The 24,249-nt window shown below is 34.9% G+C and carries 22 protein-coding genes and 1 riboswitch; of the genes, 21 read left to right on the forward strand and 1 reads right to left on the reverse strand.

Annotation, left to right across the window (positions count from 1 at the left end; all coding sequences use genetic code 11):
* The first annotated feature begins 146 nt into the window (after positions 1–146).
* From UGRO018_RS15255 to thiE, 19 genes are all read left to right on the forward strand, one after another.
* Positions 147–1,064, forward strand: a complete 918-nt coding sequence (locus UGRO018_RS15255) for a tyrosine-type recombinase/integrase (protein ID WP_416327363.1) — start codon at positions 147–149, stop codon at positions 1,062–1,064.
* Between the two features lie 532 nt (positions 1,065–1,596).
* Positions 1,597–4,194, forward strand: a complete 2,598-nt coding sequence (locus UGRO018_RS15260) for a DEAD/DEAH box helicase (protein ID WP_416327364.1) — start codon at positions 1,597–1,599, stop codon at positions 4,192–4,194.
* Between the two features lie 12 nt (positions 4,195–4,206).
* Positions 4,207–4,935 carry an SWIM zinc finger family protein gene (locus UGRO018_RS15265; protein WP_416327365.1) on the forward strand — a complete coding sequence of 243 codons (729 nt, stop codon included), beginning with the start codon at positions 4,207–4,209 and terminating at the stop codon, positions 4,933–4,935.
* 94 nt (positions 4,936–5,029) lie between these two features.
* Complete coding sequence (locus UGRO018_RS15270; protein ID WP_416327366.1) at positions 5,030–6,385, forward strand: MATE family efflux transporter; 1,356 nt, start codon at positions 5,030–5,032, stop codon at positions 6,383–6,385.
* Positions 6,378–7,124: a hypothetical protein gene (locus UGRO018_RS15275; RefSeq protein ID WP_416327367.1), complete on the forward strand. Its 747-nt coding sequence runs from the start codon at positions 6,378–6,380 to the stop codon at positions 7,122–7,124. The genes UGRO018_RS15270 and UGRO018_RS15275 overlap by 8 nt, the downstream gene beginning before the upstream one ends.
* A gap of 189 nt (positions 7,125–7,313) precedes the next feature.
* Positions 7,314–7,628 carry a PTS sugar transporter subunit IIB gene (locus UGRO018_RS15280; protein ID WP_416327368.1) on the forward strand — a complete coding sequence of 105 codons (315 nt, stop codon included), beginning with the start codon at positions 7,314–7,316 and terminating at the stop codon, positions 7,626–7,628.
* Positions 7,629–7,648: 20 nt separating this feature from the next.
* Positions 7,649–8,875, forward strand: coding sequence for a PTS sugar transporter subunit IIC (locus UGRO018_RS15285; RefSeq protein ID WP_416327369.1), 1,227 nt, complete (start codon positions 7,649–7,651; stop codon positions 8,873–8,875).
* A 41-nt stretch (positions 8,876–8,916) separates the two neighbouring features.
* Positions 8,917–10,368: a glycoside hydrolase family 1 protein gene (locus UGRO018_RS15290; RefSeq protein WP_416327370.1), complete on the forward strand. Its 1,452-nt coding sequence runs from the start codon at positions 8,917–8,919 to the stop codon at positions 10,366–10,368.
* A complete protein-coding gene (locus UGRO018_RS15295; RefSeq protein WP_416327371.1) occupies positions 10,365–10,736 on the forward strand; it encodes a PTS lactose/cellobiose transporter subunit IIA in 372 nt (123 codons plus the stop codon). Before UGRO018_RS15290 ends, UGRO018_RS15295 begins: the two co-directional genes overlap by 4 nt.
* Complete coding sequence (locus UGRO018_RS15300) at positions 10,729–12,645, forward strand: BglG family transcription antiterminator (RefSeq protein WP_416327372.1); 1,917 nt, start codon at positions 10,729–10,731, stop codon at positions 12,643–12,645. The genes UGRO018_RS15295 and UGRO018_RS15300 overlap by 8 nt, the downstream gene beginning before the upstream one ends.
* Before the next feature lie 222 nt (positions 12,646–12,867).
* Positions 12,868–13,368, forward strand: a complete 501-nt coding sequence (locus UGRO018_RS15305) for a PTS sugar transporter subunit IIA (RefSeq protein WP_416327373.1) — start codon at positions 12,868–12,870, stop codon at positions 13,366–13,368.
* Positions 13,365–14,198, forward strand: coding sequence for a PRD domain-containing protein (locus UGRO018_RS15310; protein ID WP_416327374.1), 834 nt, complete (start codon positions 13,365–13,367; stop codon positions 14,196–14,198). The genes UGRO018_RS15305 and UGRO018_RS15310 overlap by 4 nt, the downstream gene beginning before the upstream one ends.
* 67 nt (positions 14,199–14,265) lie before the next feature.
* Positions 14,266–15,663, forward strand: coding sequence for a PTS transporter subunit EIIC (locus tag UGRO018_RS15315; RefSeq protein WP_416327375.1), 1,398 nt, complete (start codon positions 14,266–14,268; stop codon positions 15,661–15,663).
* A gap of 12 nt (positions 15,664–15,675) precedes the next feature.
* The gene (locus UGRO018_RS15320) at positions 15,676–17,592 is read left to right on the forward strand and encodes an oxidoreductase (RefSeq protein ID WP_416327376.1); all 1,917 of its coding nucleotides are present in this window, start codon (positions 15,676–15,678) and stop codon (positions 17,590–17,592) included.
* Between the two features lie 143 nt (positions 17,593–17,735).
* The gene (locus UGRO018_RS15325; RefSeq protein ID WP_416327377.1) at positions 17,736–18,011 is read left to right on the forward strand and encodes a hypothetical protein; all 276 of its coding nucleotides are present in this window, start codon (positions 17,736–17,738) and stop codon (positions 18,009–18,011) included.
* Between the two features lie 39 nt (positions 18,012–18,050).
* Positions 18,051–18,185: a hypothetical protein gene (locus UGRO018_RS15330; protein ID WP_416327378.1), complete on the forward strand. Its 135-nt coding sequence runs from the start codon at positions 18,051–18,053 to the stop codon at positions 18,183–18,185.
* Between the two features lie 163 nt (positions 18,186–18,348).
* Positions 18,349–18,454: riboswitch (TPP riboswitch) on the forward strand.
* Positions 18,455–18,679: 225 nt separating this feature from the next.
* On the forward strand, positions 18,680–19,249 hold the full coding sequence (gene thiW, locus UGRO018_RS15335; protein ID WP_416327379.1) for an energy coupling factor transporter S component ThiW: 570 nt from the start codon (positions 18,680–18,682) through the stop codon (positions 19,247–19,249).
* Entirely contained in the window at positions 19,194–20,012 is an 819-nt protein-coding gene (gene thiM, locus UGRO018_RS15340) for a hydroxyethylthiazole kinase (protein WP_416327380.1), read from the forward strand. Before thiW ends, thiM begins: the two co-directional genes overlap by 56 nt.
* The gene (gene thiE / locus UGRO018_RS15345; RefSeq protein WP_416327381.1) at positions 20,009–20,644 is read left to right on the forward strand and encodes a thiamine phosphate synthase; all 636 of its coding nucleotides are present in this window, start codon (positions 20,009–20,011) and stop codon (positions 20,642–20,644) included. Before thiM ends, thiE begins: the two co-directional genes overlap by 4 nt.
* 34 nt (positions 20,645–20,678) lie before the next feature.
* Here thiE and UGRO018_RS15350 read toward each other — a convergent pair whose 3' ends face one another.
* Positions 20,679–21,740, reverse strand: a complete 1,062-nt coding sequence (locus UGRO018_RS15350) for a helix-turn-helix domain-containing protein (protein WP_416327382.1) — start codon at positions 21,738–21,740, stop codon at positions 20,679–20,681.
* Between the two features lie 353 nt (positions 21,741–22,093).
* Between UGRO018_RS15350 and UGRO018_RS15355 the strand changes: the two genes are divergently transcribed.
* Together UGRO018_RS15355 and UGRO018_RS15360 are read left to right on the forward strand one after the other, a co-directional pair.
* Complete coding sequence (locus UGRO018_RS15355; RefSeq protein WP_416327383.1) at positions 22,094–23,533, forward strand: DEAD/DEAH box helicase; 1,440 nt, start codon at positions 22,094–22,096, stop codon at positions 23,531–23,533.
* A 254-nt stretch (positions 23,534–23,787) separates the two neighbouring features.
* A partial coding sequence (locus UGRO018_RS15360; protein ID WP_416327384.1) for a PD-(D/E)XK nuclease family transposase occupies positions 23,788–24,249 on the forward strand: 462 nt, incomplete at its 3' end.

Raw genomic sequence — 24,249 nt, forward strand, 5'->3', positions numbered from 1 at the left:
TACAGATAATTTCTTATTATCCTTATATCACAATTATATCACAAACAAGTTTTTTAAAAAGGTATAAATAGGTAAAAATTACCAAATAACCTCAATCCTTTGCAATTTTCTTCTCTATCCTTTACCCTTTCTATGAGGTGATAAGCATGCAGATAACAAGGGAACTGCTAGAGAAGTATTTAGGCGAATGCAAGACACGAAAAAATCTTAACCCAAAGACATTAAAAGCATACGCTATCGATCTTAACCAATTCATGGAATATGCAAAAAAGAAAGATTGTACAAAGGATATCATCAATCAATATTTTGACTGTTTGTATGAGCGATATCCAAAACCAAAAACAGTAAAACGGAAAATAGCATCTATTAGAGCATTGTTTAGCTTTTTGACTTATGAAGATTATATCGAAGCGAATCCATTCGAAAAAATCCGTATTCAATTTAAAGAACCGAAACTTTTACCAAGAACGATACAAATGAGTAATATGAATCAAATTATTCAAATGGCATATCAAAAGATTCAAAATAGTCCAACCTTATATAAAAAGAAAAAAGCAGTAAGAAATACCGCAGTCATCGAACTATTATTTTCAACTGGTATCCGTGTATCGGAATTATGTAATATCAAATGTAAGAATATAAATTTAAATGATGGAGAATTGTTGATTTTTGGTAAAGGTGCCAAAGAGCGAATGCTACAGATTGGAAATGACAATGTTTTGAAAATTCTAAAACAATATGAGGCATTATATCAAGAAGAGCTACAAGTTAGCGAGTATTTCTTTCTCAATAAGAGCAATGAACGATTATCTGAACAGTCTGTGCGTATCCTACTAAAAAAAATTGAACAAGAAATTGGATTGGATCAGCATATTACACCACATATGCTAAGGCATACCTTTGCGACACAATTGTTAGAAGAGGATGTAGATATCCGTTATATTCAAAAGATACTAGGACATAGCTCTATATCTACCACCCAGATTTATACACACGTTAGCTCACATAAACAAAAAGAAATTCTTGTAATGAAAAATCCGAGAAACTCTATTCATATCACGTAATCGTTGTTCTGATATTATTTTAATCTTCCGTACTTCTTTATTCTTCTGAATTAATGAAAACAGTTATTTTATTTTGTCATACTACACAGACGACAGAATTCCTTGCATTGATATTACTTGCTGCAGGTGTCTTGATGTTAACTTATCGTAAAATATCCAAAAACTAAGATGATCATTCATTAGGTAAGAAAGAGTCATTTAGTTCTCTGACTATGAAAAGGGATCAAAAAAACCGCAATATGGAAAGGTATTGCGGTTTTTTCTTCGTTTTGTATGAAAATGGTGATAAATCCTTTTTATATGACAAAGTATATTGTAAAATAAAGTAAAGACGAAAAGAGAGGAAAATATATATGATAAGTCTGATTTATAAAAAAGATAAAATTAGAAAATGCACATAATGAATAAGCATGTATATCAAATTAAAATGTAATGGGACAATAAGAATCAATGGCGCAACGCAGTGCTTTACATCATATAAAAAAGATTGGCAGAAATGAGTCAATCGCTGATAGAAACTGAGGATGAGAAAATGAAACAACAAGACGTATCTAATCTCCATTTTATATTTACAAAAGATGGTTTTCTTCTTGATGAAGTAACAATAAAGGAAGAAAAATCTTCTTTGATTCAGCAATTTCGTGAAGATAAATATCAAGCATTTTATGAGTTTGGGTTTCAAGAATATACAGGACTAACTCTTTCAGCGTCTTTTCTGCATACAGTAAGTGATACCTTTTTGAATGAATTAACATCACATTCAGAACTAGAAATTGCTAGAGAGGCTGTAGAAATCCATTTGAAGGAAGAACAAAAAGACAAGCTTCTTCGAAGTGTTCCCTATGCAATAGGTGCTGAATTTATTGATGAAACATGGCTAATGAAGATGTACGATAAGCTGTTACAGGTATTTGCGAAGGAAATTGTTACATATCAAGGCAGTGTTCAAATGTATCTTGCTGAAAAAAGCCAGCATCTTCATGTGGCACAGCGTATCTTTTTTCATCTTGTTGATCATTCTGAAGATGAAACATACCCTTTTGCGTTCCTTGCGACCTATGCAACAAAAGATGCTGCAGGACACATTCGACACGTTCCTTTAAAATATGCATTACAAGAATATCAAAATGATAGATTAAAACTGATTACCCTTTTATCTAGTTTAAATAAAGCGGCTGAGGTATCAACGCTGATTAGCGATTTTATGGAATCAGGAGAAATGTTTCATCCAATAAAATTAACAGTGGAGGAAGCCTATCAATTATTACAAAGTGTTCCACTTATTGAAACCTGTGGTATTTTATGTCGTGTACCAAATTGGTGGAAGAAAAAATATCAATCTTTAAATCTTTCAGTTAGTATCGGCGATCAAAAGCCATCCTTGCTTGGCTTTGACTCTTTATTAGAAATGGTACCAAGTATTGTAGTCAATGGAACATTGTTAACACAGGAAGAAATTGAAGAACTTTTAAAACAAGAAGAAGGATTGGTTTGGTTAAAAGGTCAATGGGTAGAAATTAATCATAAGAAACTAGAAGAACTTTTAGAGAAATTAAAGAATTATGAAGGTACGATGACATTAAAAGAAGCTTTAAACTTTCAATTAAACGAAGATGAAGATCCAGATTCTGGCATTATTTTGACCAATGGAACATGGCTTCAAAATCTAATGATGAATCTAAAATCACCATCTAAACTGAAAGAGAAGGCATTGCCACATGATTTTGATGCGACACTTCGTCCTTATCAGATGAATGGTTATCAATGGTTAAATTATATGGGCGAACTTGGCTTTGGGGCTTGTCTTGCAGATGATATGGGACTAGGAAAAACTGTTCAGGTATTGGCATATCTACAACAGATGAAAGAAACTCAACCGGATGCAAGAGTATTATTGGTTGTTCCTGCTTCCTTGCTTGGAAACTGGGAGAAAGAAATCAGAAAATTTGCTGGTCATATGGATTTTCGTATCCTGCATGGGAAACCGGTATCTGTACTTCAAAACATTTTGCAGAAAGAATCCAGCTTTCTAACAATTACAACTTATGGTATGGTTTCAAAAATTGATCAAATAAAAGCATGCTCATGGAATTGTGTAATTTTGGATGAAGCACAGGCTATCAAAAATCCACTGACAAAGCAGACCAAGGCAGTCAAATCCTTACAATCTAACATGAGAATTGCAATGACCGGTACACCTATTGAAAATGATTTAAGCAATTTATGGTCTTTGTTTGATTTCCTGAATAAAGGACTCTTGGGAAGTTATCAAGAATTTCAAACCTTTAGCAAAAAGGTAGAACGAGCACCAGAATATAGTGGAAAACTGAAAAATATGGTTTCTCCGTTTATCCTACGTAGATTGAAAACAGATAAAAGTATCATCAATGATTTGCCGGATAAGGTGGAAATGATAGATTATGTATCTTTAAGCAAGCGACAGGTAATGTTATATCGTCATCTTATGGCACAGGTTGCTGAAAAAATAGAAGAAAGTGAAGGGATGGAACGAAGAGGTTTGATTTTATCTACAATCACTAAATTGAAACAAATTTGTAATCATCCAGATCAATTTACGCATGATATGAGCTATCTGCCTAAAGAAAGTGGAAAATTTCAAATGTTGAAAGAGCTTTGTGAAACGATATTTGAAAAACGTGAAAAGGTATTGATTTTTACACAATATAAAGAAATATGCGAACCACTTTGTGATTATTTGGAAGGTGTTTTCCACAAAAGGGGTTTTGTACTTCATGGGGGAACTTCTGTCAAAAAACGAACTCAAATCGTTGAACAATTCAATAGTGATGAATATTATCCATATATGATATTATCTGTGAAAGCAGCAGGAACCGGATTAAATTTAACTGCGGCAAATCACGTCATTCATTTTGATCGCTGGTGGAATCCAGCAGTAGAAAATCAAGCAAGTGATCGTGCATATCGTATTGGACAAACAAAGAAAGTATTTGTTCATAAATTGGTAAGTGAAGGGACGATCGAAGAAAAAATCGATGCATTGATTTCCTCAAAGAAAGCATTGGCTGATAACATTATTTCATCTGAAAAAGAAACATGGATTACAGAAATGAGCAATGAAGATCTCTTAAAGATCTTACAACTGGATTAGGAGGATAAGGCTATGAGCAATTATTGGAATTCAACCATACAATATTCTCAAATCAGTGTTGAGGAGCTAAAAAGAAAAGCACAGGAAAGTGCAAGCAAAGCTGAGAAAAAAGGCAAAAAAATGCATCCTATTGTAATAGAAGGAAGAGCCATCACTCAAAGCTGGTGGGGAAAAGCATGGTGTCATAAAATGGAAAGCTATGCAGATTATACAACTCGTTTAGATCGAGGAAAGCGCTATGTAAGATCCGGAGCAGTGATTGATCTTCAAATCACCAATGGAAAGATCAGCGCAAGAGTTCAGGGGTCTAGAAAAGCACCATATAAAGTGGAAATTAGGATAAGCCGTCTAAATGAAGAGCATTGTCAAACGATTATTCAACAATGTAGCAGAAAAATAGAAAACTTGGAAGAATTGATCAATGGGGATTTTCCTGATGATTTAAAAAAACTGTTTTTGAGTGATTCAGGTCTGTTTCCTTCCCCAAAAGAAATATCATATCAATGCAGTTGTCCTGATTGGGCATTGATGTGTAAACATGTTGCTGCCGTTATGTATGGGATCGGCGCAAGATTTGATGAAAATCCATTCCTTTTTTTCGAGTTAAGAGGGATTGATGTGAATCGTTTTATTGATGTTACACTTCAAAATAAGGTAGAAACCATGTTGGAACATACAGATATAAGCAGTGATCGAGTGTTAGATGATGATTGTGTAGAAACTATATTTGGTATTCGCTGACAGATTGCTTTCTATATCGATTTAAGAAAATAAAGCGATAGGAGCATATGATATCGAAACATATAAGAAAATTATAAGAAAAGGATGAAATGGATTGAAAAGAAGTTATGAAATTGACATGTGTCATGGGCCATTATTTACAAGGATCATTGTATTTGCGATACCATTGATATTATCAGGAGTATTACAGTTATTATTTAATGCCGCAGATATCGTTGTTGTTGGAAGGTTTACCGGAAGTCATGCATTAGCAGCAGTTGGATCCACTAGCTCTTTGATCAATTTGCTTGTGAATTTATTTATCGGTATATCGGTTGGAGCTAATGTTATGTTAGGAAAGTATTGTGGAGCACAAGATGTTAAAAATGCATCTGAAACTGTACATACCGCTATTTATATCGCTATATGGGGCGGACTTATCATGATTTTTGCGGGGCTTTTTCTAGCAAGGCCTTTGTTGGAATTGATGGGAACACCAACTGATGTTTTAGATCTATCTGTATTATATATGAGAATCTATTTCATAGGGATGCCTGCATTTATGATTTATAATTTTGGTGCAGCGATTTTAAGAGCAATTGGAGATACAAAACGACCTTTGTATTTTCTAACAGTCGCAGGTGTCATTAATGTATTGTTTAATTTATTGTTTGTGATCGTATTCCATATGGGAGTAGCCGGTGTTGCATTGGCTACCATCATTGCGCAAATCATCAGTGCAGGTTTTATTCTTTTGAGTTTGACCAAATCTGAAGGATTTTTAGAACTACATCTTAAGGAATTGAAGTTTCATAAAGATAAAGTCATAGGGATGTTAAAGATTGGATTACCGGCAGGATTACAAGGGATGATATTTAATATCTCTAATGTATTGATACAATCTTCGGTAAATTCTTTTGGTTCTGTTGTTATGGCAGGAAATACTGCTGCTAGTAATATTGAAGGCTTTGTTTATACATCAATGAATGCCATATATCAGACATCGTTAAGCTTTACATCTCAAAATATGGGCGCAAAACAATACCATCGTATTGATAAGATTCTATTACAATGTCTTGGTGTTGTTACCTTTGTAGGTTTGACCCTTGGCGTTGGGGCATATGTACTTGGACATCCATTGTTGAGTATCTATTCGTCAAGTGAAGAGGTTATATCTTATGGAATCTCAAGGTTAAGTGTGGTCAGTGCATCTTATTTCCTATGTGGAGTAATGGATGTCTTAGTAGGAAGTCTAAGAGGTATGGGATACTCGATCATGCCGATGTTAGTATCATTAACAGGTGCCTGTCTATTTCGTGTGATATGGATCTTTACGATTTTTCAAATGGAACATACCTTGTTTTCACTCTATGTGTCCTATCCGATATCATGGTGTTTGACCATTACAGCACACATTATTTGTTATTTGATTGTAAGAAGAAAGAAATTGAGAGGTAATGATAATGAATGAAAAAGAACTGAACATGGAAGATTTAAAAAAGCTTCAAGATGCTGCTGCGGATTTGCTTATAAAATCCCATAGACGAGATCATCAATCAAATGAGAGTCTTAAACAATATCATCAGACAAGGAAGTTGCATCAACAGATCATTGATAAAATGAGTGACTTTTTTAATGATTATCAAGATGCTTGTGAAGAAATTGTAAATCAAGGATTTAATCAATATGATCTAGATTGTGAAATTTCGTTTAACTATGATGATGGTTTACAAAGAAATGTGTTTGGAGATTTCTTTATTTATCCACATTTTAGTGATTCTCTTAGTGAACTGTTTTTACGAGAAAAGAAAGTAAGAAGTGAAGCAAATAAAGCGATGATTCAAGCAATGATTGATTCAAAACTTGGTCTATATCAAGTAAAGGATATTGATGAAGAAGATTGTAATGTTTTTTTAGAGAACGTATTAACAGGAGAGAAAATCACGATTGTTGATGAAAGAATGGCTTTGCTTAACAAAAAAGACATGATACAATTACTTTGTCTACGAGTGATTACATATAAAGGACTGTCTTTTCAAACAGGGCTTTGTATTGGGTTTGAAAAGAATGATCCAACCATACGAAAGTGGATAAAGAAACATAAAAAGCATAAAGTAAAAACCGACTTTTTATTGGAAATATACTTATATTATTGTGAGTTATCTAAGAAACATATGAATATACCGATAGAAATGAGATATGTGAAATAACAGAAATACAAAGTCCTAACAGTCATTATATAGCGTAATGATTGTCAGGATTTTTTTATAATAGAGTTGATTATAAAAGAGATAAGATAGACTATGGATAAATTTACCAGATGAGTAGGTAATTATTTATTTGTTTCCATTAATAACAAAGAATATAATCAAGGTGTAAGCAAGGAAAGGAGAATGTATATGAAAGATTTGAATGTACTTCTAGTTTGTGGTTCAGGGGCATCCAGTGGGTTTATGGCCACAAACATCAATAAAGCAGCAAAGAAAAGAGGCATTGTTTGTAAAGTAAAAGCAAGAAGTCAAAATGAAGTAGACTCTTATATTGATGAAATCGATGCCATCATGGTTGGACCACATCTAAAATATGCTGTGGCTGATTTAGAAGAAAAAGCAAAAGGAAAAGATGTTAAGGTTGCAATCATGAAAAAATCATATTATGCGATGCTAGATGGAGAAAAAGCATTGGATCATATTTTATCTTTATTTGAAGAATAAGAAAGGGAAAGGAAAAAAGTATGCAGAAATTTATGAAATGGATGAACGAAGTCGTTGGTCCGAAAGCTGATAAGTTAGCACAAAATGCATGGATTGCGGGGGTAAAACAATCTATTGATAAAGTATTACCTATGATACTTGTGGGATCTGTTATCACATTATACAATGTAATTAGAAACTATCTACCAGATATACCTGACCTTGTAGATATTCGAAACTATACGTTTGGTTTGATTGGATTATTTATGGCATTTTTGATTCCATATTTCATCATGGAGAACAAAAAACATTTGAATATGAAATATATTGCAGGATTATCTGGTATTTCATTATTTATGATCATTGTAAAACCGGATGTAATGGAAGCTGGTTACTTATATCAATTTTCAAGCTTTGGTGCAGGAGGTATGTTTGTTTCCATCGTCGCTGGTATCTTTGTTGCACTGATTATGAATGTGTTTGCGAAATTCTCTTTATTTAAAGAAGACTCAGCAATGCCAGGCTTTATTCAACAATGGTTCAATTCTTTACTACCTATCTTTACAGTAGTTTTCATAGGTTGGTTGTTGGTCATTCAATTAGATTTCAATATGTATCAAGCAATTATTGATCTATTCAGTCCACTTATTGGTATTGCGCAAACCTTCCCTGGAATGTTGTTGTTATATTTGATACCAACCATCTTTTATTCCTTAGGTATCAGTGGATGGGTCTTTACACCGATCCTTACGCCAATTGCACTTGCGGCAATTACTGCAAATGCGGAGGCTGGAGCAAGTGCCGCAAATATCTTCTGTGATGAAGTTGTATTCGGGCTTATTGCATTAGGTGGATGTGGATGTACATTACCATTGTCTATATTGATGTTGAAATCAAAATCTACAGGATTAAAGGCTTTGGGAAAAACCTGTATTGTTCCTAGTATTTTAAATATCAATGAACCACTTGTATTTGGGGCTGTAGCATGGAATCCGATTCTTATGTTACCGATGTGGATCATCGCCATTGTTACTGTGAGTATCACTTATTTCTCAATGTCCCTGGGATTGGTAAGTATTCCTACAGAAGTATTCTCTCTATGGTATTGTCCGGAATTCCTTCAAGGATTCTTTGTATCAGGAATCAGTGGTGTACTATTAACTGCCATTAATTTTACTGTTGCCGCTATCATCTGGTATCCGTTCTTTAAAATGTATGATAATAAGTTACTGGAAGAAGAGGCAAATGGAATCGAAGATGAGGATTAACTAAGAGTGGTATCCGCCACTCTTTTAAAGGAGTATAACGTATGAAGAAAACAATAAAATTTCCAAAGGATTTTTTATGGGGAGGTGCCATTGCCTCGAATCAGGCTGATGGATTATATGAGAGAAAAGTAGAGAAAGGTTTATCTATTGCGGACTATACCTTTTGTAAAAAAGTTAAAGAAAAGGATGATCGTGCAGAGTTTACCTCATGGAAACAAACGATATTAAAAGATGAAAAAGATCAAAATTACGCAAAACGACGTGGGATACATTTCTTTGAAACCTTTGAAACGGATCTTGCTTTAATGAAAGAATTAGGATTAAAGGCTTTTCGTACTAGTATTGATTGGTCTTATGTTTGCCCCAAAGGAATTGAGGAACAACCAAATCAAGATGCTTTGCTCTATTATGATGCTTTGATTGATTGTATCATAAAAAATGGTATGGAACCTGTCATTACATTATCACATTATGAAATGCCGGCGTATCTTTCAGAAGTCTATCATGGTTGGATTCATAAAGAAGTGATCGACCACTTTGTGAGATTTGCAGGATGGATGTTAGAGCGCTATCATAAAAAAGTTAGCTATTGGATTACATTTAATCAAATTAATATGGCGAATTTTGATTCTTTAGGAATACCATTTCTTGCATATGATGATCCATTAGGAGCAGCGTATCAGGGGATCCATAATCAATTTGTCGCAAGTGCATTGGTAAAGAAAAAAGCTATTGAGATAGATGATGGTATCATGATCGGAACTATGCTGAGTGATAAGATAGCACATCCTGCGACATGTAAACCGGAAGATGTATTATTTAGCCTTAAAAAAAATCAAATGCAATTTCTGTTTCCTGATGTACAGCTGCGAGGTGAATATCCAGGCTATGCCTTTCGATTTTTCAAAGAACATCATATTGACATTAAAATGGAGGAAACAGAGGCCATATTATTAAAAAATTATCCTATGGATTATCTTGCATTTAGCTATTACTATACGAAAATAAATGATGCCTCAAAGGATGATGATAATATGTTTGTAAGAAGTAAGAATCCTTATTTGAAAGCAAGTGATTGGGGATGGGAAATAGATCCACTCGGTCTTAGAACAGCATTAAATACATATGCTGATCGATATCCTCATGTGCCATTGTTCATTACTGAAAACGGATTTGGAGCCGAGGATGAAGTGATAGATGGCTGTGTACATGATTTATATCGAATTTCCTATATCAAGGAGCATTTACTACAAATATATGAAGCAATCCAAGATGGTGTTTGTATCATGGGCTATTTATTATGGACACCAATTGATATCGTAAGCTGTTCTTCCAGTGAAATGAAAAAAAGATATGGTTGTATTTATGTAGATCTTGATGATGAAGGTAAAGGCAGTGGAAAAAGAATAAAGAAAGATAGTTTTACTTGGTATCAAAAAGTGATAGAAAGTGATGGAGAGATCTTGGATCATACGCTAGGAGGAATATCATGAAAAAAGAAGAAATGGAAGAATCAATCGTGCAAAGTTCTATGCAAATTATTTTATATGCCGGGGATGCACGAGAAGCAAATCTAGAAGCAATCAAGGCCTTGGAAATAGGTGATTTCCAGAAAGCAGAAGCATGCTTAAACGAAGCAGAAGAAAATATAACAATCGCTCATAAAGCACAAACAGATCGTATTCAAGCAGAAACCAGGGGGGAAAAAGGGGAATATTCATTATTATTTGCCCATGCACAAGACACCCTGATGACCATCAATAGTGAGATCATTCTGACTAGGCGTTTGCTTAAAGTATTTCACGCCTATGAACTCAGAATTCAAAAGCTAGAAAAAGATTTGAAAAACATACATGAATAAAAAGTGCCGAAAACTGATTCAACTCCTTTTGTCAAAAGAAGAAGTGATGACGTCACAGGAATTGTCAAGAGAAATGGGTGTTTCCAATAAGAGTGTTAGAAATTATATTGCGCAAATCAATGATGAGGCAGCTTGTATCATATCTTCTAATAAAGGGTATCGCATAGATAAAAAGATGATACCAAATGATTGGAATCAAAAGGATGGTGTTTTACCAGAAACACAAAATGATAGGGTTTCTTATATGTTGAACAGCATGCTGACCAGACCTAAAGATGAAGCAACAGATTTATATGATTTAGCGGATGAAATGGCAGTTAGTTATGAAACAGTGAGAAAGGATTTTATCATTGTAAAGCATAAACTTAGTGATCATGATATCTTTGTAAAGGTAAATGACCACTTAGTAGAATTAGAAGGTTCAGAATTAGATAAACGTAGATTTTTAAGTTCTTTGATATCGGAATCTTTTTGTGAGAACATTTTAAGCTATAAGAGCTTGAGTCATATCTTTCCTAATTATGATATCGAAGCATTGTCAGATATGATACAGAAAAGTTGTAACGAATACCATTATTTTATAAATGAATATGCACTTTTGAATCTTGTGCTTGAGGTCGTGATCGGAATTGATAGAATTTCAAAGAAGTTTGAATATGTATCACAAGAAGAAAGAAGAGATCGCTATGGCATTCGAGAAATGCAACTTTGTAAGAAAATTGTAGAGAATATAGAAGCGAATTATCATATTGTTTATAGTGAATGTGAATTTGAAGAATTAACCAATATTCTTATTAGCAGTCTAATGAAAATAGAATTTTCTGATATTAATTTAGAGAATTTATCCGGCTTTGTAGGTACAGAATGTATGGATTTAGTAAATGAGTTAAGAGTAGTCATGAAGGAATGGGGAATTTTAGATGTCGATTCTGAAGCCTTTGTGATTAAATTTTCACTTCATATCAAAAATTTGTTGATTCGATTAAAGAATGGATTTGTTTCAAAAAACCAATTGACTGAGCATATCAAAATGAGTTGTCCTTTGATTTTTGAATATGCAGTTGAGATAGCAGATCATATCAAACGTATCACGCATTATAAGGTTGAAGATCATGAAATTGCATTTTTGGCTTTACATATCGGATGTATCATGGGCGAAAAAGATTTCTTTAATGATCGCATCAGTTGTAATTTATTGTTTCCTCAATATTATGATTTTACCAATCAATTATTACAAAATTTAAATTCTGCATTTCATGATATCGTTGTGATTAATAAGGTCATTACCAAACAAAATGAGGCCATGATGCATCCATGTGATTTATTGATATCCACGTTACCTAATCAAAGATTGGATACTCAGGAATATGTTTGCATTACGCCATTTCTTACAGCAAAGGATAAGGCAGTGATCTTTGCTGCTGTAGATAAAGTAAAGATAAAGAAGAAAAAAACAAAGTTAAAGGAATACCTGTTTCAGATTACTGATAAAAAAATTTTTATGAGGAATGAATATATGACAGAATCTGATGAAGTGATCAAGGAGTTATGTCATCGTATGGAAAAAGAGGGTTATGTAGATGACCACTATTTAGAGGATATCAAAGAACGAGAGAAAGAGTCTTCTACCGCTTTTGGAAGAGTGGCTGTTCCACATTCTTTTAAAATGAATGCAATCAAAACAGGAATGTTTGTATTATTATCTGAACGAGGAATTCATTGGGGGAATAACAAAGTGAATGTCGTGTTATTGTTTGCCATCAATCGTGATGAAAGAGCCATGTTTTTTAATATATTTGATCATCTTGTTAGTCAGTTGTTAGATACAGGAAATTTAAACAAAGTACTACATAGCCAATGCATTGAGGAATTTATTGATCGTTTTATGGACTGTGTTGGTACAGAATAGGAGAAGAAGGATGGGATGCGTTTTTTAGTTTTTGTTGAAATTGGGAATTGTTCATACTGAATAACATGATTTTGCCTTGACTTTTAGAATTCTGAATGCTAAAATGAAATTGTAAATAGAATCAGTTGTACTTATTTGGATTGTCACTGGTCATGCAGGCGAAACCAAAGCTAACATCATTTTGATGCTAGTTTTGGTTTTTTTGTTTATTTGGAGGTCATTATGAACATATTTCACAGAAAAAAATTAATTAAGCTCAAGGAACAACCAATGAGGATTTATGCCCCTATAAAGGGAAGATTAAAACCCTTGGAAGAAGTCGATGATATGGTGTTTAGTAGTAAAATGATGGGAGATGGAGTGGCATTCGATCCGTTGGAGGACACATTGTATAGTCCGGTGAGTGGAACGATCACGATCGTATTCCCTACCGGACATGTGATTGGAATTGAAAGTAAAGAGCATATGAACATCATTCTACACATTGGAATCGATACAGTGGAAATGAAGGGGGATGGGTTTCACACAATGGTTAAGGTTGGCGATGTTGTGCAGGCAGGAGAAATGATCATGAAGCTAGATTTGAAAAAGATTCAAGCATCTTATTGCGCTACAACGATGCTCGTGATAGAAAATAGCGATGAATTTCATTTAGAGAAAAAAGAAATAGGAGAGATAGAGCCTGGGGATATGATTATAAAAGCAGAGAGGGTATCGACATGAAAATAAAAAAACTCTTAAATAACAATGTGGTCATTGCAAAAGATAGACGAAAAGGTGAAGTTGTGGTGATGGGAACTGGTATAGGGTTTCAAGCCAAACCAGGTGACTATGTATGTAAAGATAAAATTCAAAAGGTTTTTATATTGAATGATAATACAAAACTAGAAGAATTAATATCACAAATTCCAGCTTCTTATCTGGAATTAACAGAAAAAATCGTAGCATATGCATATGCGCAATATGATATTCAGCTAAGTGAAAGTATTTATTTATCACTTACCGATCATCTTTATTTTGCCATAAAACGAATTAGAGAACAGACGGATATTGACAATCCATTTCTTGTCGAAGTAAAACAGTTTTATCGTGAGGAATATGGAATTGGATTGTATGCAAAAAAGCTGATTTATCAAATGTATCAAGTTGATATACCAGAAGAGGAAATAGGTTATATTGCTATGCATGTAATCGAAAATACGCATAATAAAGGAAAGCGTTATGTAGGAAAAACCTTAGAGGTTGTGGACGCGACCATTACATTTTTACGTAAAAATTATCTAAATGTGATAGATGAGGATGGGTTGGCGTATACAAGATTACTTAACCATATCAAACATTTCGCAAAGCGATATATTGAGGATAAAGAAAATGATATAGATGATCAGCTGTTATCGAAAACGATAACAGAGGTGTTTCAGAAAGAATGGGAATGTGTTGAAAGTCTTAGCCTGCATTTAAAAAATGAGTTTGGTAGAGAGATTAAAAGCCCTGAAAAAAACTATTTGATCCTGCATTTAAGAAATTGCAAGGATTTAAAAATAGATCATTGAGGTAGTCACTATTCAATTAGGCTAAACTCAAAGCATGTCGTCTTTAAGTGGATAAACAGGAGGTGAAATGGATAAAAAAAAGACCATGCAGCGAAACAAGCGAGAAAGAGAGGAACCTATGATGAACTATGAAAAAATCGCAAAAAGTATATTAGACAACGTTGGCGGAAATGAAAATATCGTCAGCATCATTAGCTGTTTTACTCGGGTTCGTATAGAAGTGAAGAACAAGCAATTGGTAAATGAAGCAACGATCAAAGAACTGGAAGGTGTTAAGGGGGCATCCTTCTTCAATATGACTTATCAAATCGTATTTGGTGGGAAATGTAATGATGTGTATGATGCCTTGATGAACATAACAGATATTAAGGAAGACAAGGATACAGTTAAAACTCATAGCTTTGGATGGAAGAGCGTAATTGATTATATTACTGGTACGATTCAGCCTATCATTCCTGTACTAATAGGTTGTGGCTTGATTCAAGGTATCATTGCTATGCTTTCTTATCTTAATGTAGATGCAGCTACTTATGGATATCAAGTTGTAAATGCAGCAGGTAGTGCAGGATATTATTTCTTACCACTTTTATTGGGATTTAGTTCAGCGAAAAAGCTTGGGGTCAATCCTTATATTGGGGCGGTACTAGGGGGGATTTTAGTATATCCTGCCATATTAGAAACAGCAGCCAGTGGAACGGCATATGCATCCTTTTATGGAATACCGGTCAAATTGGTAACCTATTCTTCTACACTAACACCAATCATGTTAACCATGCCTGTAGTATACTGGATTGAGAAACTTGCGAAAAAAATATCACCAACAGTATTAAAGTCTGTACTGGTACCAGCAATCACGATTTTAGTAGCTTTGCCAGTGATGCTTGCGGTAACTGGTCCACTAGCGCAAATCATATCTGAGCTATTAGGAAAAGGAATTACTTATATTTATTCTAATTTCGCAATTTTTGGTGGTTTGATTATCGGAGCTACCTGTCCTTTCTTTGTATTGACAGGGATACATCAGGCAACGGCTATTCCGATTGTTTTGAATGAATTGGCTACAGTGGGATATTCTGTTGTATTTCCAATTTTAGGATTTGGCAATGCTTCAGTTGCAGGGGCAGCGTTAGGAGTGGCTTTGAAAACGAAAAATAAAAATCTAAGAGGAGAAGGTATAAGTTCGGCTGTGATTGGAGCAGTTGGTATTACAGAGCCTGCTTTGTATGGGGTATTGTTACCAACAAAGAAACCATTTATTGCAGTGGGTATCATGTCAGGTATCTGTGGTGCATTATCTTTGGTATTTATGGTAAAAGCATATGGTCTAGGGCTTTGTGGATTAGGTGGACTACCATTATTCTTTGGTGATACTTTTATCATCTGGTGTGGCTTGATGTTGGTTGCTTACTTTGGTTCTGCGGCAATCACCTATGTATTGGGATTCAAGGATATCCCAGAAGAATAGGAGGATGATGATATGACTTGTAAATACCCACTCTTATTTCAACCATTAAAAGTAAATCAAATGATTCTAAAAAACCGTATCATATCTGCACCTTTGGGTAGTTTAACGGATAAATCTATCAGTGGCATTGGTATGATCATTCGAGGAACCAGTGGTTGTGTTCCAGATGGAAGATCAAGAATGGCACCAGGTCCTTATTGTTTTGAGGATATGACACAGAGTGCGAAGGTGAGAGAGCAGGTATCTATCATTCGCCAACGTGGGGCAAAGGCTGAATTTGAGCTATGTCATGTCGGTCAATATGCGAAGGTAAAACCTGGGGATTATGCCATAGGACCAATTGGTTTTATCAGAGAAGATGGGACAGAAGTAAGGGCAATGGACGAAACCATGATGAATGAAGTTGCGGATGCTTTTGCAAAGGGAGCGTTGGACGCAAAGGAATATGGCTTTGATATGGTCATGTTACATTTTGGTCATGGATGGCTTCCTACTCAATTTCTTTCACCTCATTTTAACAAACGTACAGATTCATATGGAGGAAGTTTTGAAAATAGAATGAAATTTCCTATGATGATTGTTGAGCGTGTAAGAAAAGCAGTAGGCAAGGAATATCCTATTGATATGAGAATTAGCTTAGATGAACATATTGCGGATGGAACATCTACCAAAGAAATCATACAATTTATACAAAGCATAGAGCATCTAATTGATATGGTACATGTTTCATGTGGTTTAGAACGTGAACTTAGTGCTATGAGTAGAATGACAACATCTCCATATTATCCGCATATGATCAATACCGGTCTTTCTAAGATGGTGAAAGAGGCACTGCATATTCCAGTAGCTGTAGTTGGGGCAATTATGACACCGCAAGAGGCAGAATCTATTTTACAGAGAAAAGAAGCAGATGCAGTAGTGATAGGTAGACAGATCATTGCCGATCCCTTCTGGACAAGCAAAGTATGGAATGGAGAAGAAGCGGATATCGTACCATGTTTACGTTGTTTGAATTGTTATAACATGTATGCAAGAGAAAAAAATCAGCATTATGGAATGAAGAGCATAACTTGTTGCTCTGTTAATCCTCGTTATTTACATGAAAATCGTGTACCTGTCGTTCTTCCTAAGGCTCAAAATAAAAAGTTGATATATGTAATAGGTGGTGGACCTGCTGGATGCAAAGCTGCTTTAACCGCATATGAACGAGGTCATAAAGTCATATTGATGGAAAAGGAAGCTCATTTAGGTGGGCAGCTGTATTGTAGCGAATTTGATGATTCTAAACTCGATTTAAAGCGTTATAAAGATTATTTGATTTATCAAATCATGAAATCAGATATCGAGGTGCGTTTGTCCTGTGATGCACAAGATCATCGAGAGGAAATGAAGCATGCAGATACGATCATTGTTGCAGTTGGTGCTCAGCCAATGAAACCAAGGATTGAAGGTATTGAACAAAAGCATGTTATGAATGCATTGTACGCTTATGAACATCAAGATGAAATCAAACAACAGGTCGCAATTATCGGAGGGGGTTCTGTTGGAACAGAATTAGCAAAGCTACTTGTGAAATCTGGTAGACAAGTTTCTTTGGTTGAATGGAGTAGACAACTTTGTTCCAATTTGAATGAGCATGTTCGTATGGGGTTATTACAGTGTCTAAAGGAAGCAGGAGATATAACAATTCTCTTGGAAGCGGAATGTAAAAGAATCGATCAACATGCTATTACGGTTTCTCAACAGGGAAAAGAACAGGTGATAGAGGCAGAAACTGTTATCTATGCTGTTGGAATGAAGGCTCAAAAAGAATTGGCGAATTCCTTTTTCCATCTCATACAAGATACCAATATCATTGGGGATGCTAATCGACCAGCTACAGTGGCAGAAGCAACTCATGATGGCTATTATGTTAGCGCTAGTTTATAACTTGTTTACTGCAAGCATTAAGATGTGTTTTGTCTAATTTGAATCTATGAAAGACCTTAAGGTAGAATGTCTAAACGATGCAATATTCAAATCTTTAAGGTCTTTTTACGAGAATGCTATGATTGATGTTAGGTTAACTTTTTATGTGCTTAATTCAGTCATTAATAAGAGACTATCTTGTTTGTTATCAACAAAGGAATAACTGTAGCAAGGTAATTGTTGGTAATATAAGAAGAAATCTATTAAGCTTTTTCTCTTGGTTAGAGGAAGAAAATCATAGTTTAAAAAGCCCAGTAAGAAGAATAGATAAGACTAAAACAAAGAAAGTTGTAAAAGAAGTGAACAGTGATGAACACTTTGAAATAGGTCGCATTACAAAGTACTATCATTTAAAATTAATAGATTATTATTTAGCTTAGGATCACTATAATACGCTAACATACGAAGATGTGTTAGCTGTGAAAGAAGATGTAGTCTCATATATATTACCTGATAATGATGAAATTAAGGCTTTAAGATTTGATGCGTTACTGTATGGAATAGAATTAGCCTACATAACAAGAAAAAATATAAAAGGACAAGAAAAGACTTAATAAAGCAGGTCGAAGCAGTATCAATTGTTGCCGATATTGCTAATATTCAAATGCAGTTTGAACTAATTATTCTTACAAGTAACAGATTATAAAATATAGCTAAAAATACATAAAATACCAAAACCACTCTTGCAATCAGAAATGTAAAGTGGTACCATTACTACTGTAATAAAAGGGGAGCCGATTGTGCTGAGAGGAAACGAGAAAGTTTCGACCCTGTGAACCTGATACGGGTAATGCCGACGTAGGGAGTATGATTGGAAGTTATTCTGAAGATATATCCTTGCGATATATCTCTTTTTTATTACTGCTAGCGGAAGGGGAGCGCCTTACGTGAAAAGAACATCAGCGAGGGAGCCTGCAAACAGGCTGAGAGGAAACTGTTATCGTTTCGACCGTACCATATCTGGAAAGGAAACCAGTAAAAGGCGCTGATTTTTATTATGATCCTTTTATTTGTTTCTATCCAGACAGCAAATAGGAGGGTGTTTTTTATGAGTCAGCAAAATCAAATTTTCAAAAGTGTATTTTTCGCTATGATGGTGGCAATTGGTGTCGTTATTTCACCAATTCTTCGTGTAGAAGGAATGTGTCCAATGGCACATTTGATCAATATCACTATGGCGGTTTTAATGGGACCATGGTGGTCCTTAGGCTGTGCAGTAACGATTGGAATCATTCGTATGGCATTGATGGGGATTCCGCCATTAGCATTGACTGGGGCAGTGTTTGGAGCTGCTTTGTCAGGTATCTTATATCGAGTTAGCAAGGGAAAAATATGGGCAGCAGTATTGGGAGAAATCATCGGTACAGGTATCATCGGGGCTATGGTATCCTATCCTGTTATGGAGTTTTTATGGGGTAAAAATGGATTGACTTGGATGTTCTATGTACCTAGCTTTTTGATGGGAACATTCATCGGTGGTAGCATTGCCTTTGTCTTCCTATTGAAGCTACAACATAATGGAATGCTAGTGAAGATGCAAACAAAGCTTGGAGGTAGAAGCTATGATGAAGTACGAGGAGTTATGGAACAGCAGAAAGAAACTGTTGTGGAAGCATGATCTGATTCATTGTATCACCAATCCGATTTCCATGAATGATTGTGCCAATGCAGTGCTTGCTTTAGGGGCGAAACCGATTATGGCACAGCATCCTGATGAAGTAGAAGAAATCACGAAACAAAGTAAGGCATTGGCACTAAATTTAGGTAATTTTGATGATATCAGAAAAGTAGCGATGTGGCGATCTCTTTCTATCGCAAAAACACATCAAATTCCGGTTATTCTCGATCTTGTGGGAGTTGGATGTAGTAGTCTTCGTTTGTCCTACGCCAAAAAGATGATAGCGGAGTGTTGTCCAAATGTCATAAAAGGCAATCTTTCGGAGATACGGGCAATTGCAGGGAAAACCAGTCATGCGAAGGGTATTGATGTTGGTATAGCGGATATTGAAAGTGAACTAAAAAGTGCGACATGGATCAAGGCGTTTGCCAAACAGCATCATTGTGTGGTTCTTTGCAGTGGAAAACATGATATCATCAGTGATGGTGATAGAACCCATGTTGTGGAAAACGGTTGTGAGATGATGACATTATGTACCGGTACAGGCTGTATGCTGAATGTAATTACCGCAAGTTTTTTATCGGTATTGCCATCATTAGAAGCTAGTGTCATGGCATGTAGTTATTTCGGAGTTGTGGCACAACAATGTCATGTACATGCAAAGGCACCGGGGAGCTTTCATTATCAATTATTTGACTGGCTTTATTCATTAAGTGAACAGGATTTCATGGAACATGCAAAGATAAGCGAGGTAACCGTATGAAAACATTAGATTTAACGTTATACTTGGTCACAGATTCCTCTGATATGAGTGAAGAAGAATTCCTTTGGAAAGTAGAAGAAGCTTGTAAGGGTGGTGTTACGTTACTTCAACTTCGTGAAAAAAACAAATCAACAAGAGACTATATTGATTTGGCATTTAAAGTAAAAGCAATCACAGATCGATATGATTTACCACTATTGATTGATGATCGATTAGATGTGGCATTGGCAGTAGATGCAGACGGAGTTCATGTAGGCGCTGAGGATATGCCAGTAGCTATGGCAAGAAAACTACTTGGTCCCAATAAAATAGTAGGTGCTACTGCGAAAACCGTGGCTGTTGCTCAACAAGCAGAAAAAGATGGTGCAAATTATCTTGGTGTAGGCGCAATTTATCCGACAACTACTAAGGTAAAAACGATCATCACTAAGGTAGAGACTTTACAAGATATCTGTAAGCATGTCGATATACCGGTTGGTGCAATTGGTGGCTTGAATGTAGAGAATTGTGACATTTTAAAAGGAACAGATATCGATGGGATATGCGTGGTTTCTGCAATAATGAAACAAAACGATTGTCATAAAGCCGCAGCTCAACTAAAAGAAAAAATACAATCGATATTGAAAAAATAAAGAAAATACAGGTGCTGATAATAGGTACCTGTATTTATTTTATTGCTGTATGAAATGTATGTATGAGCTGTTCATAATCAGGATGCTCTTTGATAAAATCATATTCATGTTGATCTGGATCCTCTAGATCTTGTAGCATTGCCGGAAGTGTCATTTCTGTGATACGAGAAGATTGAGGATTTTGCTTGATATGTTGAAATAAGGTGGATTCTGATAGCTTCCATTCATCTTGCATTGCATGAATCATCTGCATTAAAATTTGGATACATTCTGTTGCATTTTTACGCAAAAGGGAAAGTCGAAAATCTGCGATATAAGATTGATAATTCCAAAATTCCATTTGTTTAGATAATTGACGATACAAAGTTGCAATGTGATCTGCATCCTGTGCTCTATTCTCGCTTTCTGCGATGAGCATCAAGTCCTCTAGCGTTGAGAAAACGCTATTCATATCTTTCAACAATTTCTGTTCCAGTATTTGTGCAGCATCTTCTAACTGATCTTGTTTTATGAAAATTTGTGCCTGTGTACGAATCTTATCATAATGCGGTTCTTCAGGTAAGGTTTCCACAAGCTCATTGGCTTGTTTCAGTTCATTGTTTAGCATATGTTTTAAAACTAACATATAAGTTGCTTGATATTTGATTTCTAAATTTTCACTTTTCCTGCATCGTTGATAAATTTGTTCAATATCATTTATCATTTCCTTTGTGCTATGTGCCATATCCCAGGAAATCAAGCCATCCAAGAGTGTTGCTGTTTGAAACAGCAGAGCATCACAGGTTGGATATTCATGAATTTTTGTAAGTGCCATATTAAAGGCATGCTGGATACCATTTGTTTGTGTGTCTAAGATCAATTGATTGAGAAATGTTTGAATTTCTTGTTTACTGAGATCCTCTTGAAAAGACAATAAGGTATTCAAATCAGTATCTAACAAACGAGCCAATGCAGGTAACATGGTGATATCTGGATAAGTGATACCTTTTTCCCACTTATTGACTGCAGGTGTTGTGACGCCTAAATAAGATGCTAATTGTTGTTGTGTAAGGTGTTTAGAAAGACGTTGCTTTCGTATGATTTCATTTATTTTCATAAAACCCTCCTGTCTTTGTTATCATTGTAACAAAGCCTCGGTAAGGAAACAATTGAGTTCTTGTTTATTTTTAAGCAAATAAATTAACCATAGGTATAAAAGATAGGGGATTCATTCATTAGAAAAAGTGGATTCTTCACAGCCAAAGAATAAAATACAAAATAATGCGCCAATGACATTTAATGCCTTTTTCATGATGATGACCTCCTTTTTTCTACTTTCATTATAATAGAAAGAACCTAAAGTTGTCCTGTGAATACGATGACATTTCACTTACACTTTTGTAAGATACGAAATCTTGTGCAATTTAAACCACATTCCTGTATAATAAAGAAGGAAATGAGAGTGAAGTTATGAAATTTGAAGCGTTTCAATTAGATACAGCAATTTTAGAAGCTTTAGATAAGCTTGGTTATGATGAAACTATGCCTGTACAGGAACAGGTCATACCTTTGATATTAGAAGGAAAAGATGTTATTGTAAAATCAAAAACAGGAAGTGGAAAAACGGCATCCTTTGCGATTCCGATCATTGAGAAGATTATTTGGGAAGAAAGAGATCCTCAATGTCTTATTTTAACCCCAACAAGAGAACTAGCATTACAGATCAAAGAGGAATTTGATAACATTGGAGCATATAAAAGATTGAAAACAACTGCAGTGTTTGGAAAACAGCCTTATCGTTTTCAAGTACAGGATTTAAAACAACGATGCCATGTTGTTGTAGGAACACCTGGTAGAGTTTTAGATCATTTACAAAGGGGAACACTGAAATTAGAGAAAATCAAAACATTTATTCTGGATGAGGCAGATGAAATGTTGAATATGGGATTTATCGATAGTGTGAAAGAAATTATGGAATATTTCCCGGGTAATCTTACAACATGTCTATTTAGCGCAACCTATCCTCAAGCCATTCAAAATTTGGCTAAAGAATTTATGAAAGATGCAAAGATGGTGGAAATACAGAGTCATCATGCAGTAACAGAGCTTGTGACACATTATGCTTATCGTATGAAGGAGCATGAAAAACTTGAATTCTTATTGAAGCTACTTTGTAAGGAACAGCCAACGAGTTGTATCATATTTGCGAAGACCCAAGAGCATGTAAAGGAAGTTTGTGATGCTTTATATGAACGAGATTTGAGTGTCGATAAGATCCATGGAGGAATGCTTCAAGAAGATCGTATGGAGAATCTAAAAGATTTTAAAAAAGGGAAGCTTAGAATTCTTGTCGCAACTGATGTAGCTGCAAGAGGAATTGATATCAAAGAGGTTTCTCATATCATCAATTATGATATGCCAAATCGATCAGAAACTTATGTACATCGTCTTGGTAGAAGTGGACGTGTCAACGCTAGTGGTACTGCCATTTCTTTATTATCTCAATATGATGGAGAACGTGTTCGTTTATTAGAAGAGTTTTTAGGGGAGCCATTGACGATCAAAGACAAAAAAGAAGTAGAAATGCTAGAAGTAACAGAAAAGCTTTTACAAGGTCTACGACAGCCCATAGAAATTAAAGAAGACAAAGCAAAAGAAATTCGTAAGGATACTATGAAACTGTATCTAAATGGAGGAAAAAGCAAAAAGTTGAGAGCTGGTGACATTGTTGGTGCTATCTGTGAAATAGAAGGAGTGACTGGCGATGACATCGGTGTAATTCAAATTCAAGAGCGCCAATCCTATGTGGATATTTTGCATGGAAAAGGAAATCTAGTTTTAAAAGCATTACAGAAAAAAACAATCAAAGGAAAACAATTAAAGGTTCAAAAAGCCAAGGAAGAATCCTAATCAACGAGTCAGTAGTTATAAATTACTGATTCGTTTTTTTTCTGAAAGTTTGTCTTTATCCAATAGATATGAAGTTAGAAATCTTGTATTTGATATATGCAGATTTCACCTTTTCATTGGATGAAAATAAAGAAGAATTTCTAATTTTAAAAAAGATTTGAATAAAATTTAGGATTTTCACCTCTGTTTTACGTATGTAGATAGGTAAGGGCCATTTCTATATAACGAGCCTAGAAAGATACGAGGCGAAACCATTGGAAAAAATTGATGAAACAAAGCAACAAAAAGTAAGTTTTCAAAATGATGTCTTATTTAAGCATTTTTTCATCGGTATGGATGATGATTCTATCTTTTTGCGACATACGGTGATTGGTTTAACAACGAACATTTTGCCAAAAAGAACAGAAGTATGTAATCCGGAAATGATACCTAAACAAGAAGGCAACAAACGTATCCTCATGGATATCCATTTAAGAGATGAAGAAATGAGAGAGTATAACATTGAAATGCAAAGTCAAGGATTGTTGGATACGGAATTTATTAGGTTTCAGTATTATTCTGCACACATGTTAGTAAATCAGTTACAAGAAGGTGATGACTATAGTGAACTTAAAGTTGTTCATCAGATCACCTTCTTTGATCATGTGATCGATGATGATCATCAATTGGTGAATCATTATGTATTGATGAAAAGCAATGGAAGAAAGGTACAGCCA

This window comes from Hoskinsella mucinilytica, assembly GCF_045223415.1.
GTDB lineage: Bacteria > Bacillota_I > Bacilli_A > Erysipelotrichales > Erysipelotrichaceae > Hoskinsella > Hoskinsella mucinilytica.